The 14,733-nt window shown below is 59.1% G+C and carries 17 protein-coding genes; 4 read left to right on the top strand and 13 right to left on the bottom strand.

What is annotated here, in order from left to right:
• The 3 genes from ngg (at position 1) to ACIONG_RS15205 (ending at position 3,690) form a co-directional block, all read left to right on the top strand.
• Positions 1–1,746: an N-acetylglutaminylglutamine synthetase gene (gene ngg / locus ACIONG_RS15215; protein WP_401300622.1), complete on the top strand. Its 1,746-nt coding sequence runs from the start codon at positions 1–3 to the stop codon at positions 1,744–1,746.
• A gap of 141 nt (positions 1,747–1,887) precedes the next feature.
• On the top strand, positions 1,888–3,078 hold the full coding sequence (locus tag ACIONG_RS15210) for an osmoprotectant NAGGN system M42 family peptidase (protein ID WP_103305649.1): 1,191 nt from the start codon (positions 1,888–1,890) through the stop codon (positions 3,076–3,078).
• A 384-nt stretch (positions 3,079–3,462) separates the two neighbouring features.
• Positions 3,463–3,690, top strand: coding sequence for a YheU family protein (locus ACIONG_RS15205; protein WP_003192759.1), 228 nt, complete (start codon positions 3,463–3,465; stop codon positions 3,688–3,690).
• A 5-nt stretch (positions 3,691–3,695) separates the two neighbouring features.
• Here the strand turns inward: ACIONG_RS15205 and csrA are convergent, their stop codons facing one another.
• The 3 genes from csrA to ACIONG_RS15190 all read right to left on the bottom strand — a co-directional run bounded on the left by csrA (position 3,696) and on the right by ACIONG_RS15190 (position 5,241).
• Positions 3,696–3,881, bottom strand: a complete 186-nt coding sequence (csrA, locus tag ACIONG_RS15200) for a carbon storage regulator CsrA (protein WP_103305648.1) — start codon at positions 3,879–3,881, stop codon at positions 3,696–3,698.
• Between the two features lie 148 nt (positions 3,882–4,029).
• Positions 4,030–4,362 (bottom strand): YnfA family protein, encoded by a 333-nt coding sequence (locus ACIONG_RS15195; protein ID WP_003226957.1) that lies wholly within the window; start codon positions 4,360–4,362, stop codon positions 4,030–4,032.
• Positions 4,363–4,425: 63 nt separating this feature from the next.
• On the bottom strand, positions 4,426–5,241 hold the full coding sequence (locus tag ACIONG_RS15190; RefSeq protein WP_315447679.1) for an SDR family oxidoreductase: 816 nt from the start codon (positions 5,239–5,241) through the stop codon (positions 4,426–4,428).
• Between the two features lie 323 nt (positions 5,242–5,564).
• Here ACIONG_RS15190 and ACIONG_RS15185 point away from each other — a divergent pair, with 323 nt between their 5' ends.
• On the top strand, positions 5,565–5,723 hold the full coding sequence (locus ACIONG_RS15185; protein ID WP_169432680.1) for a DUF3309 family protein: 159 nt from the start codon (positions 5,565–5,567) through the stop codon (positions 5,721–5,723).
• Positions 5,724–5,796: 73 nt separating this feature from the next.
• Here ACIONG_RS15185 and ACIONG_RS15180 read toward each other — a convergent pair whose 3' ends face one another.
• From ACIONG_RS15180 to ACIONG_RS15135, 10 genes are all read right to left on the bottom strand, one after another.
• Complete coding sequence (locus ACIONG_RS15180; protein ID WP_401300617.1) at positions 5,797–7,890, bottom strand: LTA synthase family protein; 2,094 nt, start codon at positions 7,888–7,890, stop codon at positions 5,797–5,799.
• Positions 7,891–8,206: 316 nt separating this feature from the next.
• Positions 8,207–8,812: an START domain-containing protein gene (locus tag ACIONG_RS15175; RefSeq protein ID WP_103305645.1), complete on the bottom strand. Its 606-nt coding sequence runs from the start codon at positions 8,810–8,812 to the stop codon at positions 8,207–8,209.
• A 41-nt stretch (positions 8,813–8,853) separates the two neighbouring features.
• The gene (locus ACIONG_RS15170) at positions 8,854–9,108 is read right to left on the bottom strand and encodes a YkgJ family cysteine cluster protein (protein WP_007908349.1); all 255 of its coding nucleotides are present in this window, start codon (positions 9,106–9,108) and stop codon (positions 8,854–8,856) included.
• Positions 9,109–9,274: 166 nt separating this feature from the next.
• Positions 9,275–9,745: a translation initiation factor 2 gene (locus ACIONG_RS15165; RefSeq protein ID WP_401300614.1), complete on the bottom strand. Its 471-nt coding sequence runs from the start codon at positions 9,743–9,745 to the stop codon at positions 9,275–9,277.
• 78 nt (positions 9,746–9,823) lie between these two features.
• Positions 9,824–11,263, bottom strand: a complete 1,440-nt coding sequence (locus ACIONG_RS15160; protein ID WP_103305643.1) for a PLP-dependent aminotransferase family protein — start codon at positions 11,261–11,263, stop codon at positions 9,824–9,826.
• Positions 11,264–11,464: 201 nt separating this feature from the next.
• Positions 11,465–12,277 carry an OmpA family protein gene (locus ACIONG_RS15155; RefSeq protein ID WP_401300612.1) on the bottom strand — a complete coding sequence of 271 codons (813 nt, stop codon included), beginning with the start codon at positions 12,275–12,277 and terminating at the stop codon, positions 11,465–11,467.
• The gene (locus tag ACIONG_RS15150; RefSeq protein WP_103305641.1) at positions 12,274–12,630 is read right to left on the bottom strand and encodes a DUF4398 domain-containing protein; all 357 of its coding nucleotides are present in this window, start codon (positions 12,628–12,630) and stop codon (positions 12,274–12,276) included. Before ACIONG_RS15150 ends, ACIONG_RS15155 begins: the two co-directional genes overlap by 4 nt.
• Before the next feature lie 9 nt (positions 12,631–12,639).
• Complete coding sequence (locus ACIONG_RS15145; RefSeq protein WP_103305640.1) at positions 12,640–13,461, bottom strand: ABC transporter substrate-binding protein; 822 nt, start codon at positions 13,459–13,461, stop codon at positions 12,640–12,642.
• 80 nt (positions 13,462–13,541) lie between these two features.
• Positions 13,542–14,471 (bottom strand): electron transfer flavoprotein subunit alpha/FixB family protein, encoded by a 930-nt coding sequence (locus tag ACIONG_RS15140; protein ID WP_401300608.1) that lies wholly within the window; start codon positions 14,469–14,471, stop codon positions 13,542–13,544.
• Positions 14,472–14,473: 2 nt separating this feature from the next.
• On the bottom strand, positions 14,474–14,733 hold a 260-nt coding region (locus ACIONG_RS15135; RefSeq protein WP_401300605.1), incomplete at its 5' end, for an electron transfer flavoprotein subunit beta/FixA family protein.

The following is a 14,733-nucleotide window of genomic DNA, read 5'->3' as shown; positions in this document are numbered from 1 at the left end:
ATGAAACCCCACGCCACGGCCATCAACCAACGCCTGATTCGCGGCCAGACGCCGTCGTATGAACGTTTGCAGGCGCGTCTGGCCGAAGACGGCAACGAACTTGCGACCGCCCCGATTGCCGTGCATTGCGGCTGGGGCCGGTTGCTGATCGGCCACACCTTTCCCGACCCGGCGTCCCTCGCTCAGGAACTGCTTAACGAGCAGCCGGGCGAGCGTGATATCGCCCTGTACGTTGCCGCGCCCCAGCAGATTCTCGGTCTTGAACCGACGCAATTGTTCCTCGATCCGTCCGACACGCTGCGCCTGTGGTTCAGCGATTACCGTCAGGCCACCCGCGTGTTTCGCGGCTTCCGCATTCGACGTGCGCAAAGCGAGGCGGACTGGCAGGCGATCAATCAGCTGTATCAGGCGCGCGGCATGCTGCCGATCGATGCCACGCTGCTCACCCCGCATCATCAGGGCGGCCCGGTGTACTGGCTCGCCGAGGATGACGACAGCGGCGCGGTGATTGGCAGCGTCATGGGCCTGAATCATCACAAGGCCTTCAATGATCCGGAAAACGGCAGCAGCCTGTGGTGCCTCGCGGTTGATCCGCAGTGCTCGCGTCCCGGTGTCGGCGAAGTGCTGGTGCGCCACCTGATCGAACACTTCATGAGTCGCGGTCTGAGCTATCTGGATCTGTCCGTGCTGCACAACAACCGTCAGGCGAAAAACCTCTACGCCAAGCTCGGTTTCCGCAATCTCTCGACCTTCGCGATCAAGCGCAAGAACGGTATCAATCAGACGCTGTTTCTCGGTCCGGGCCCGGAAGCCAATTTCAATCCCTATGCACGGATCATCGTCGAGGAGGCTCACCGGCGCGGGATCGACGTGCAAGTCGATGATGCCGAGGCCGGATTGTTCACCCTCAGCCATGGCGGGCGCCGCGTGCGTTGCCGTGAATCGCTGAGCGATTTGACCAGTGCGATCAGCATGAGCCTGTGTCAGGACAAAAGCCTGACCCACAAAGCGCTGAAAGCCGCAGGGCTGAAATTGCCCTCGCAACAATTGGCCGGCAACGCTGACGACAATCTAGCGTTTCTCGATGAGCATCAGCGCGTGGTGGTGAAACCGCTCGACGGTGAACAGGGCCAAGGCGTGGCGGTGGATTTGCAAAGCATCGAAGAGGTGCAGCAGGCCATCGAAACGGCGAAGCAGTTTGACAGTCGGGTGCTGCTGGAGAGCTTTCACGAAGGCCTCGATCTGCGAATTCTGGTGATCGGCTTTGAAGTGGTGGCGGCAGCGATTCGTCGTCCGGCGGAAGTGATTGGCGATGGTCAGCATTCGATTGGTGCGCTGATCGAAGCCCAGAGCCGCCGTCGGCAAGCCGCTACGGGCGGCGAAAGCAAAATCCCGCTGGATCATGAAACCCAGCGCACTTTGCATGCGGCCGGTTACGACTACAGCAGCATTCTGCCGGCCGGTGAGCATCTGTTCGTACGGCGCACGGCGAATCTGCACACCGGCGGCACCTTGGAAGATGTCACGGCGATTCTGCATCCGACCCTGGTCGATGCGGCCGTGCGGGCGGCGCGGGCGCTGGATATTCCGATGGTCGGCCTCGATCTGATGGTGCCGGTGGCGGATCAGCCGGAGTACGTGTTTATTGAGGCCAATGAACGCGCAGGGCTGGCCAACCATGAGCCGCAGCCGACGGCGGAGCGCTTTGTCGATCTGTTGTTTCCGCACAGTCAGCCGGTTGTCTGAACATTTCCTGATCGTTCCCACGCTCGGCGTGGGAACGCCTCACCGGACGCGCTGCGTCCACTCTTGGGACGCAGAGCGTCCCGGGCTGCATTCCCACGCAGAGCGTGGGAACGATCAGTGCTCAACCCATCAGGAGTTTCCATGACCACACAAATCCCTGAACCAGATCTCAACTACCTGCAAAAAGTCCTGCTGGAAATGCTCGCCATTCCCAGCCCCACCGGGTTCACCGACACCATCGTGCGCTATGTCGCAGAACGTCTTGAAGAGCTCGGCATTCCCTTCGAAATGACCCGCCGCGGGACCATTCGCGCCACGCTCAAGGGCAAGAAAAACAGCCCCGACCGCGCCGTCTCCGCGCATCTGGACACCATCGGCGCCGCTGTGCGCGCAGTCAAAGACAACGGTCGCCTGACCCTAGCCCCGGTCGGCTGCTGGTCGAGCCGCTTTGCCGAGGGCAGTCGCGTCAGCCTGTTTACCGACAACGGCGTGATTCGCGGCAGCGTGTTGCCGCTGATGGCCTCCGGGCATGCCTTCAACACCGCCGTGGATGAGATGCCGATCAGTTGGGATCACGTCGAACTGCGTCTGGACGCGTACTGCGCGACCAAGGCCGATTGCGATTCGCTGGGCATCAGCGTCGGCGATGTGGTGGCGTTCGATCCGCTGCCGGAGTTCACCGAAAGCGGCCACATCAGCGCCCGCCATCTCGACGACAAGGCCGGCGTTGCCGCGCTGCTGGCATCGCTCAAAGCCATCGTCGACAGCGGCCAGGAACTGATGATCGACTGTCATCCGCTGTTCACCATCACCGAGGAAACCGGCAGCGGCGCGGCGGCGGCATTGCCGTGGGACGTCAGCGAGTTCGTCGGCATCGACATTGCACCGGTCGCGCCGGGGCAGCACTCCAGCGAACACGCGGTGAGCGTGGCCATGCAGGATTCCGGCGGGCCCTACGACTATCACCTGTCGCGGCACTTGCTGCGTCTGGCCGGTGAAAACGAGCTACCGGTGCGCCGCGACCTGTTCCGCTACTACTTCAGCGATGCACACTCGGCGGTGACCGCCGGCCACGACATCCGCACCGCCCTGCTCGCCTTCGGTTGCGACGCGACTCACGGTTACGAGCGCACGCACATCGACAGCCTCGCGGCGCTCAGTCGCTTGCTCGGGGCCTACATTCTGAGTCCGCCGGTATTCGCCAGCGATGCGGCGCCAGCCAATGCGTCACTCGACCGCTTCAGTCATCAGATCGAGCATGACACGCAGATGGAAAGCGATACGCGCGTGCCGTCGGTGGACAGTCTGGTGGGGCAGCGTTCGGAGAGTTAATCCATTTTCTGCGGTGACAGGACCGGCCCCATCGCTGGCAAGCCAGCTCCCACAGGTTCAGGGTGGAACACAGTATGTGTGTACCCCACAAATACTGTGGGAGCTGGCTCCAACAGGTTCAGGGTGGAACACAGTATTTGTGTACCCCTCAAATACTGTGGGAGCTGGCTCCCACAGGTTCAGGGTGGAACACAGTATTTGTGTACCCCTCAAATACTGTGGGAGCTGGCTCCCACAGGTTCAGGCTGGAACACAGTATTTGTGTACCTCACAAATACTGTGGGAGCTGGCTTGCCAGCGATGAGGCCGGCACAGGCAACACAAAAACTGGCAGCCCAACATCAATCGCCGTAGCATCCCGCCATTGATTTAGCCGAGGTGCCCATGCTCATTCCTTACGACGCCCTTGAAGTCGACACCCTCACCCGCCTGATCGAGGATTTCGTCACCCGCGACGGCACCGACAACGGCGACGACACCCCGTTGGAAACCCGCGTATTGCGCGTGCGCCAGGCGCTGACCAAAGGCCAGGCACTGATCGTCTTCGATCCGGAAAGCGAGCAGTGCCAACTGATGCTCAAACACGACGTGCCCAAGCACCTGTTCGACTGAAAGCCTCAGCGAAGCTTTTCCGTGGCTTGTTTGCGCTGGATCCGCTCATAGACCTCCGAGCGATGCACATTGACCTTCTGTGGCGCTTCGACGCCAAAGCGCACACTGGAACCGTTCACGGACAGAACGCGCAAGGTGATGTCATCACCGATTGAAATCAACTCACCAACGACACGGCTGAGCACAAGCATGAGATTCGTCCTTCAGGGTTAACGAGCCCTGAAGATGCGCGGCTTGCGGCGGCTCTACAATGCGTGGCGAGCAAATCAGTAATGCCCTACGCCGTGCAGCGCGGCCGCCCTTCAGACATTTCCTGCAAATCGTTAAACAGGCGTCTTCTCACGCGGCGGAAAAGCGCGGACCAAATAGAATCACGCTGGCACCGATCACGCACAACGCCACGCCGATCCAGTCTGAGCCCAGCGGCCGAACCCGCTCGACCACCGCCAGCCAGCCAATCGAAGCCACGATGTAGATCCCGCCATAAGCGGCGTAGGCGCGACCGGCATAGGCCGCCTCGACGCGCGTCAACAACAGCGCGAACAGGGTCAAACTGAGCAGCGCAGGAATCACCCACAAGGCGCTTTTGCCCTGACGCAGCCACATGAAGAAGGCGAAACAACCGGCAATTTCAAACAGCGCCGCGAGGAAGAACCACAGGTAGTTGAGCATTTGCACGTCCAGACAGGGTGACCATTGCGGCCACCCTATCGACGCGTCAAGCCAGGGGCAAGTTTAGCCGTTGTTCTGCTTGGCCTTGGCACGCATCTTTTCGGCCATGGCGGTCATTTCGTTGTAGAGCAGTTGCGGATTCTTCTGTTTGATCGCCCAGGCCATGCGGCCCTGCTCGTGAGGCAAAATCATGAACTCGCCGGCCGCCACTTGCTGATAGATGTAGTCGGCGATGTCCGCAGCAGTAATCGGCGAACTTTCCAGCAACTTGCCGACCTGAGCTTTCATGGCCGGGGTCGGGCCACGGAAAGAATCGAGCAGATTGGTCTGGAAGAACGACGGGCAAACCACATGCACACCGACTTCCTGTTGCGCCAGTTCGATCAACAGACTTTCCGACAACGCCACCACGCCAGCCTTGGCCACGTTGTAGTTGCTCATCGCCGGGCCTTGCATCAGCGCGGCCATGGAGGCGATGTTGATGATCTTGCCTTTGCTTTGTTCAAGCAGCGGCAGGAACGCTTTGCAGCCCTTGACCACGCCCATCAGGTTGATCGCGATCTGCCAGTCCCAGTCTTCCAGCGACAGCTCGCTGAAGAACCCGCCCGAGGCGACACCGGCGTTATTGACGATGATGTCGATGCCGCCGAGTTTCTCTTCGCAGGCCTGAGCGAACGCGGTGAGCTGGCTGTAATCACGCACATCGCAGCGCTGGATAAAACCGTCGCCGCCAGCCTCGCGGACCATTTTCAGGGTTTCCTGCAGACCGGGTTCGCTGACGTCGGACAAGGCCAGTCGCCAGCCTTCATGCGCCCAGCGCAGCGCGATTTCGCGACCCAGGCCCGAGCCTGCACCAGTGATCATCATGCGATTTTGCATAGCGGACAGCCTTGTTGTTCCGGGAAAGATGCGCCGAGTGTAGCGAAGGAACTGTGTGGGCCCACGCTCCATCAAGTTGCTGAATGGAGGATCAAAAGATCGCAGCCTGCGTCAGCTCCTAAACCAATTCCTGCAGGAGCTGCCGCAGGCTGCGATCTTTTGATCATTCGCTGTAAAGGAAATAAGCGAGTAATCCAAATACCTTAAAAAAACATTGAATTTTCTTTCATCCGCACCGGTCGGAATTTATAAGCCGTCTGGAATTACTTAGTCTCCAGTCGCCCCTTGAACAGCAAGACTTCTCGAACACAATCAACAAGGAAATCGACATGGGCACAATTCTTATCATTATCCTGATCCTGTTGCTGATCGGTGGTCTGCCGGTCTTCCCGCACTCCAGAAGTTGGGGTTACGGTCCTTCGGGCATTATCGGCGTGGTGTTGGTCGTGCTGTTGGTACTGTTGTTACTCGGCAGGATATAAAGATTCAGGCATAAAAAAAGAGGCCCTGTTCAGGGCCTCTTTTTTATTGCGCGGATTTTGCGCTAACGAGCAATCAGTCCGGCTTGCCGTTAATCACACCGGCGGTGTTGTCCATCAGGCTCTTGGTCGCCGTTTGCAGGAACGACTCCAGCTTGAGTTTCAACTCTTCGGTGCGCGGTGCATTCGGCACGATCTCGGCGTGTGGATTGGCACCCATCTGGTACTGCCACATCTTCGGCCCCATTTCCTTGTCTTTCGGCAGCACGAGGATCTGGTCAGCGGTGACGATGGCGGTGGTCTGCTCACTGCCCGACGGCTTGATCACACCGAAACCGGTGTCGCCTTCCGGCAGGTTGAGCAGGTCACGGCCCCAGCACTGATGACGCACTTCGCCACCCAGACGACCCATGATGGTCGGCACGATGTCGATCTGCGTACCAACGGTGTGGTCACGCGTACCGAACTTCTCCTGAATGCCCGGGGCAATCATCAGCATCGGCACGTTGAAGCGGCCCAGGTCCATTTCGGTGATCTGGCGTTCGTTGCCAAAACCGTGGTCGCCGACGATGACGAACAGGGTTTCCTTGAAGTACGGCTCTTTGCGCGCCTTCTCGAAGAACTGACCCAGTGCCCAGTCGGCGTAACGCATGGCGGTCAAGTGTTCGTTGAGCGAACCGCGATCAGTCACGCGCTCGACCGGCAATGGCGTCGGCAGCGCATATGGCGTGTGGTTGGACAGGGTTTGCAGCAATGCGTAGAAAGGCTTGCCGTTTTCCCGCGCCTTGAGCTCGACCAGACCACGGTCGAACATGTCCTGGTCGGACACGCCCCACGTCGGGTCGGAGAACACCGGGTTGACGAAGTCGTTACGGCCAACGAAGTTGGTCATGCCCTGGTTGCTGAAGAAACCCGACTGGTTGTCCCAGGCGAAGTCACCGTTGTAGACGTACACGTCGTCGTAGTCACGGGCACTGAGCAACTGCGGCAGACCGGACAGTTTGTGGCTGCCTTCCGGGGTCTGCATCAGGTATTCGAAACCTGGCAGGTTGGGGAAGCAGGCCATGGTCGCGAACATACCCTGGTGGGTGTGCGTACCGTTGGAGAAGAAGCGGTCGAACAGCAGGCCTTCCTTCGACAACTTGTCCAGATACGGCGTGATGTTGCCCGGTGCCCCCAATGCGCCGACCGAATGACCGGCCATGCTTTCCATCAGGATCACCACGACGTTCTTGATCGGCAGGGTCTTGTCGGCCGGCGGCGTGTACTCGCGGCGCACGGCGGCGATGTCGGCATCGACCAGTTTGTCGTCCGGCATCAGTAGCATGTCGCGCACGACTTTCTGCGCTTGTTCTTGCGGCAGCGTGGCTTTCCAGATGTTGTCGCGATCTTCGCCCATGCGGTCCTTGGCGGCGGCGATCAGCGACAGCGTACCGTTGAGGCCGAGCTGGTTGGCGAAGTTCGAGTCGGTGGTGTAGACGTCGCCCCAGCGCATTGGCGGGCCTTGGCGCAGAGTGCCACGGGCCGCGACCACGCAGATCAGCAGGCAGACCACGAATACCGCAAGGCGTGTGTACCACGGCGCCACCTGACGGGTGCCGACGCTACCGCCACTGAAGGGCCCGCGTGGACGCGTGGCACGGTCGGCGCCTTTGAATGCCAGGGTCAGAATGACAGTGCCGATCACCCAGGCCAGCAGATAGCGAACCACCGGAAAACCGTACCAGAGCATGCTCATCACGGTTTTCGGGTCTTCTTTCACGTACTGGAACACCAAGCCGTTGAGGCGCTGGTGGAACTCGCGATAGAAGTCCATCTCCATCAGGCCGAGGAACAGCGCGATGCTCGAGGCGATCGTCAGCCACAGACGGAAGAAACCACGTGCAGCCATCGCCCTGGCACTGAACAGTGCCAACACCAGCGGAATGCAGACGTAGACCACCAGGCGCAGGTCGAAACGCAGGCCATTGGCGAAAGCTTCGAGGAAGGTCGAGGCCGGGGTGTCGAGGATCATCTCGCGGTTGTAGACCAGCAGCGCGAGGCGCAGCACGGAAAACATCACCATCATGACCAATGCACACAGCAGCGTGTAGGCCAGATGCGATTTGACGGTCGGTTGCAGCAGGCGAGCAGAAGATCGCTGCTGATTCAGGGCGTCCGGGTTTGCCATGTCGTTTTAGGACCCATTGGAAGTTGAAGTTGCAAAAATACAGCGGCGCCATGCCCTCTGTTGGTCATTCCAGACCCCGGGGCGTGCGCGGTGCGCAAATGTTGCACGATCACTCGCACCATTGCCATTGATTACTGCCCCGCCATACGACACTTTCATTTAAAGCGGCGGCAGACCGGAACAGCGTGCAAACAGCGCGGGCGAATTGTCTTGAACAGGTTGTGAAAATTTCGTGCAACGCATATCTGGAAACACAATATAGATACAAAGCAAAACGCCCCGACTTGATCGGGGCGTTTTGCTGTCTGCGCGACGATTACTTTTCCGCGCGTTCTTTCAGGGCTTTCAGTGTGTTGAACGGCGCATCAACCACAAACTTGTTGGCGACCATCGCCGGGACACTGCCGCCTGGCTCGGTGTGCACTTGATAGGTCACTTCGACCTGATCGCCTTTCGGTACGAACTTCCAGAAGCCTTTGACCTGAGTGACACGGACAAAACCTTTCTCTTCCGGAATGTACTTCGGCAGACCTTCGAGGTTACGAGTGAGACTGCCATCAGCACCTTCAACCGTGGTGATGTGCAGCACCGAATCACGCGAGGTCACTGGCCACGGCGTGTTGAACTGAGTGTAGGTCCAGCTTTGATCGCCTTCGTGCTTGAGCAGCTTCTGCGACTTGCATTCGTAGATCCAGGCGCAGGCGCCGGAGACGTCTTCCTGCAAGGCGCGCAGTTTGGCAATGGTGGTCTTCATCAGGGTTACACCCTGGTAGGACTTGTAATCAGAACCCGGCACTTCGGCCAGCGAGACCTTGATGCCATCCTGCTCCTTGGCGACCTTCCAGTCCTCAGCCTGAGCGACGGACGTCGCCAGCACAGCAGTCAAACCACACAACACAGCGATACGATGCAGCGAACCCATAGTCTTATTCCTTATTGTTGAAGTTCCGTTCGTTTGACACATCACGCCGCCGTCATTTGCTCCCACCAGCCGATCAATCTGATCGCTTCTTCCGAACTGCTGCCACAGACTTCGACATCAGCAGCGAAGCCGGAACAGACTGCCGGGCGCTCCGGGCGGCCGAAAATGCTGCACAGGTTTTCGACCGAGAGTTGCACGCAACGTTCGCCGGCAGGTTTGCCATCAGGCATGCCGGGAATCGGCGAGCTGATGGAAGGGGCAATGCAGCAAGCGCCACAGCCTTCACGGCATTTCATGACGAACAATTCCTCGCGACGGGCGATGTGTAAAAGGCACGCGGAACAGAGTAACCGCTAAAACGGTTGTTTAAAATTCCCTGAACCGGGGTTTTTACGGATAAGTGAATGTGACTGACCAGTCTCCGACAAAGCGTCTGGTTCGCGGGTCACAGATGCATGGCATTTACTGCTTGAATTCAAAATCCAGCGCCGCACCTTCCACTTCCCGGCGCTCTTCGTTGCGCAGTTGCAACTGCATTTCGTTGCTGAGCAAACGGCCGTTGAGCTGGAACCCACTGTTTTTCTCGCCAAAAAACTGCGGCAGGATCGGCTCGCGTTTGGGCAGGACGACGGTACCAGGCGGTTTCAGCTCCTGGACCATGTCCTTGGGCAGGCTCAAGTCCAGTTTGGCTGGCGGCAATTTGGTTTTCACCACTTCGCTGGCAGGTTTCGACTTGGAGGCAATCGGGGTGCGTTTTTTAACGGCTTTTTGCTGCGACTTCTTCGCAGGCCCAGCCTTTTCAACTGCCGCCGATTTTTTTGCTGTGGTCGTCGCTGCCGGTTTTTCCTGAGCCGCAGCCGCCATGACACCAGGCGCATGACTGATCATCAGCAAACAGAACAAAACCCCAGCGGCAGAAAAAATCGCTTTCATGGACCCAACGACACTAACGGCAGAGGGCCATATGCTCGCTTGTTGGACGCCACAAGACAAGCATGTCCGACCGCTCGTTCAGAATCCGCCGGCCGTTTCCTGACACAGTTGGGTCGCCAGCAGGCCCAGCGTCATCAACGCCCGCTCCGCCTCACGGTTCCACGGAATGCCGCAGTTCAGGCGGATACAGTGGTTGAATTGCTCGGTGTTACTGAAAATCAGTCCCGGTGCGATGCTGATGCCCTGCTGTAATGCGCGGACATGCAATTCTTGCGTATTGACTCGCCCCGGCAGACTCACCCAAAGAATGAAACCGCCCGTGGGCCGGGTCATTTGCGTACCTTCGGGGAAGTACTGCTGCACCGCCAACTGGAAGGCACTGAGGTTTTTCCGGTATTCCTGGCGGATGTACCGTAAATGCCGGTCATAACCACCGTTTTCCAGATAGGCGGCAATCGCCATCTGCGTAACGCTACACGCCGAATGCGTGCTGAAGGTCTGCAAACGCTGAATTTCCTGCTGATACTTGCCGGCAATCATCCAGCCGATGCGCACACCGGGCGACAGGGTTTTCGAGAAGCTCGAGCAGTAGATCACCCGGTCCAGCCGGTCGTAGGCCTTGAGCGCTTTGGTGCGCCCCTGTTCGAACATCAACTCACCATAGATGTCGTCCTCGACGATCTGGATATCGAAATCCGAGGCCAGGCGCAGCAGTTGTTTCTGACGCTCTTCGGGCATGGTGCCGCCCAGCGGATTGCTCAGGCGCGTGGTGAGCACCAGCGCTTTGATCGACCATTGATTGGCCGCCAGTTGCAGGGCTTCGAGGCTCATACCGGTGGCAGGATCGCTGGGGATTTCGATGACTTTCAGGCCCAACAGGTCGGCCAGTTGCAGCAGACCGTAATAGGTCGGTGATTCGGCGGCGATCAGATCGCCCGGACGGGTCAACACCCGCAACGACATCTGCAAGGCATCGACACAGCCGTGGGTGATCACCACCTCCGAGGGATCAACCACCACTCCGGCGTCGCGCATGCGGATCGCCACTTGTCGACGTAGCGGTTCGAAACCCGGGCTGAACATGTAGCTGAACGCGCGCGGACTGTGGAAGCGCGTGACTTTGGCCAATTGCTGATGCAATGCCCGCACCGGCAAGTAATCAACACTCGGTACGGCGGCGCCCAACGGGAATACACCTTCGCGGCGCGACTCGACCAGCACCTGTTGAATGATGCTGCTGCGCGTAACCAGCCCGGGGCGCTCGACCCGGGCGATATCCGGCGTCGGTGCCGTCAGCGCAGGCGTCTGGTGCACGTAATAACCTGATTGCGGCCGCGCACGAATAAGCCCCTGATCCTCGAGGTTGGCGTATGCCTGCAACACCGTCGCATGGCTGACGTTGAGCTGCGAACTCATCTTGCGCACCGAAGGCACGCGCTCCCCCGGTTGATAGACACCACGGCGAATGTCTTCGGCCAGTTGCTGAGCAATACGTTGGTAGAGCAAGAGATTGGTCACGACGCAGCACTCGATTTCACGGGCATTTTATTCTTGTGTGAAACAATACCGGAACAGTTTAGAAGTGTACTGGGACAGTTGTCACTCTAGTCGACCATACAGTGCAGTGTCTGCCACAACTGTATCGATTTGCGAGCTATTCGACAGACGTAAAAAAGCCCGGTACTGCATGACAGCCCGGGCTTTCCAGAGACGCAACCCTTAGCGGGCGGCGCCGAGCTGGCCTTTTTCGTCGGAGAAAACAATTTCAACGCGACGGTTCTGTGCGCGTCCACGCTCGGAAGCGTTGGCGTCCACCGGGTATTCGTCGCCGTAACCCTCAACCTGAATGCGTTTGTCGTCGATGCCCAGATCCATCAGCACATCGGCCACCGATTGCGCGCGGTCGCGGGACAGTTTGAGGTTTTCCTGTTTTCCGCCGGTGCTGTCGGTATAGCCCTCGATGCGTACCACACGCTTCGGGTTCAACTGCAGGAACTGCACGATCTTCAGGACGACACGATTGGCCGAGTTTTTCAGCTCCGCCTCACCCGTGTCGAACAACACATCACCGAGGGTCATCACCAGACCACGATCGGTCTGCGTGGTGGCCAGCGCGACGATTTGCTCTTCGAGCCATTTGCCCTGCTGCTGCACGCTGAGCAGTTTCGATTCACGCAGGGCCAACTGCAGGCGCTGACGCTCCAGCTCGAGCTTGGCAGCGCGCTCCTCGTTGAGCACCTGATTGGTATGCTCGCGGGCGATTTCGCTGTAGCGCTGGCTCAGGTAGGCGTAATGCACCACGTCCGAACCACTGCCCCAGTAAGTGGACAGGCGATCGGCACGGGCCAGGGACTCACCGGCGCGAATCACGTCTTTCGGCGCAATACGCAGCACGTTGGAGTCTTCCTTGACCTTCTGGAAATCGGCGCCGGCTTCTTGCAAAGCGGATTCGCTGTGTTGCCCGGCGCAGCCGTAAAGGCTGGCGCAACCGGCGAGGATCAGACCACCGAGAACTCTGGGCTTGAGGCTCATTGGGCGTCTCCCAACTGTTTGCGCAAACGGGCGATGCGAGTGTTGAGCACATTCACCTGTTCTTCGCTCTTTTGGGTCAGCACTTTGGCTTCGGCCAGACGCGCATCCAGTTCGGCCTGTTCCGCGCGCATGCGCGCATTGCGGTAGGACTCGTCAGCCATGTTGCCTTTGGCGCGGTTGTATTTGGTTTCGGCCAGTTTCATTTCCGGCACGTCATCAGCGGTGGCGCCTACGGCCTTGGCCTGGGCAATGGTCTGTTCGGTCAGGCGCATTTGTTCAACGGGTGCCGGATCGGTCGCGCAACCGGCCAGGGCCAGAACGGCCACAGCCGCGAAAAGAGGTCGAATACTCACTAAGAATCCCTACTGTTTTGGGGCACTGACAGGTTGTTGCGGCTGTTGCTGCTGCGCCTTCCAGCGCTCGATATTGCGTTGCAGCGCGGCTTCCGTCAGTCCGGACGCGGGCAATTCTGTCATCTTTTTGGCCAACTGTCCGCGCAACCACGGATCGTTGCACGCCGAGTTATGGGAAACCGCGAGGAACAGCCCCGGCCGATCGATGGGTTGCTCAAACGCCAGCAGGTCATTGGCCATACCCAGCGCCTGCGCGGCGGCCATGCCGGAGTAGCGGCCAGCGAGTACATATTCCACTTCACCCAACAGCAATTTCTGAAAGGCCTGAGTGAGGTTTGCTGTCCGGGTCAGGGTCAGATTCTGCTCGGCGAAAGTGCCGAATGCCTGGGTCATACGAGACTTTTCCGACAAGCCACCCGTATGACCGTGCAGGTCGCGGGCTTCACTGTAAGCCAGCGTCGAGCCCTTGCGGGTCCATACCAGATAGTCGTTTTCCAGCAGTGGCGGATGGATGTAGTCGAGATTTTCCAGCTCGGTGAAGGCCAGCGGCGCATCAGCCAGCATGTCCATGCGCCCGCTGCGCACTTCGTCGAGGGCTTGCGAGCGTTTGCCGGCGTAAAGCAACTCGACCTTTATGCCGAGGTCTTTGGCGACTTGTTGCAACAGGTCGGCGCTCGCACCGATCAGTTGTTTGGGGTTCTGCGGATCCTGCCACAGGTACGGCGGCGCGTCCGGGCTGCCGGTGACGACGAGGCGCTCGCACTTGCCGGCAGCCGCAGCCATCCCCGGCAAGAGGATCAATCCTAATAACAACCTGCGGCGCAGATCCATGGCAAAACGCTCCCGCTCAAATCCGAGTCAAAAAAAAGCCCGACCAAAAGGTCGGGCTCTTTATAAGTGAAGCCGCTGGATTAGACCAGCTTCTCCAGCTCAGGTACCGCTTCGAACAGATCAGCCACGAGACCGTAATCGGCCACCTGGAAGATCGGCGCTTCTTCGTCCTTGTTGATCGCAACGATCACTGTGGAGTCTTTCATGCCGGCCCGGTGCTGGATCGCGCCGGCGATCCGGACGGCGCGGTACAGCTGTGGCGCAACGATCTTGCCGGTCTGACCGACCTGCATGTCGTTCGGTACGAAACCTGCGTCGACCGCGGCGCGCGAAGCACCCACGGCAGCGCCCAGCTTGTCGGCCAGAGCGTACAGGTGTTTGAAGTTGTCGCCGTTCTGCATGCCGCGGCCGCCGGAAACGACGATCTTGGCAGCGGTCAGTTCCGGACGATCGGACTTGGCCAGTTCTTCGCCGACGAAGCTGGAGATACCAGCGTCGTGCGCAGCGCCAACGGCTTCAACAGCAGCCGAACCACCTTCAGCGGCAACCGGGTCGAAACCGGTGGCACGTACGGTGATCACTTTGATCGCAGCGGTCGATTGCACGGTAGCAATGGCGTTACCGGCGTAGATCGGGCGCTTGAAGGTGTCAGCGCTTTCGACCGAGATGATCTCCGAGATCTGGTCAACGTCCAGCGCAGCGGCAACGCGCGGCAGGATGTTTTTGCCGTTAGAGGTCGCGGCAGCCAGGATGTGGCTGTAGCCCTTGCCCAACTCAGCAACCAGAGGAGCAACGTTTTCCGGCAACTGATGCGCGTAAGCGGCATTGTCAGCGTTCAGGACTTTGCTCACACCAGCGATTTTCGCAGCAGCTTCAGCCACGGCACCAGCGCCAAGACCTGCAACCAGAACGTGGATGTCGCCGCCGATTTTGGCAGCAGCAGCCACGGTGTTCAGTGTGGCCGGAGCCAGCACCTTGTTGTCGTGTTCAGCGATTACCAAGATAGTCATGATCAGATTACCTTCGCTTCGTTTTTCAGTTTCTCAACCAGTTCAGCCACCGACTTGACCTTGATACCTGCGCTGCGTGCAGCCGGCGCTTCGACTTTCAGGGTTTTGTTGGTGGAGGCGGTGGAAACGCCCAAAGCGTCTGGAGTCAGCACTTCGAGAGGCTTCTTCTTGGCTTTCATGATGTTTGGCAGAGACGCGTAGCGCGGCTCGTTCAAACGCAGGTCGGTGGTGACGATCGCTGGCAGTTTCAGCGAAACAGTCT

It is taken from the genome of Pseudomonas sp. NPDC087817 (assembly GCF_044742875.1).
Lineage (GTDB): Bacteria > Pseudomonadota > Gammaproteobacteria > Pseudomonadales > Pseudomonadaceae > Aquipseudomonas.
This window is presented reverse-complemented; position numbering and strand designations above follow the sequence as displayed.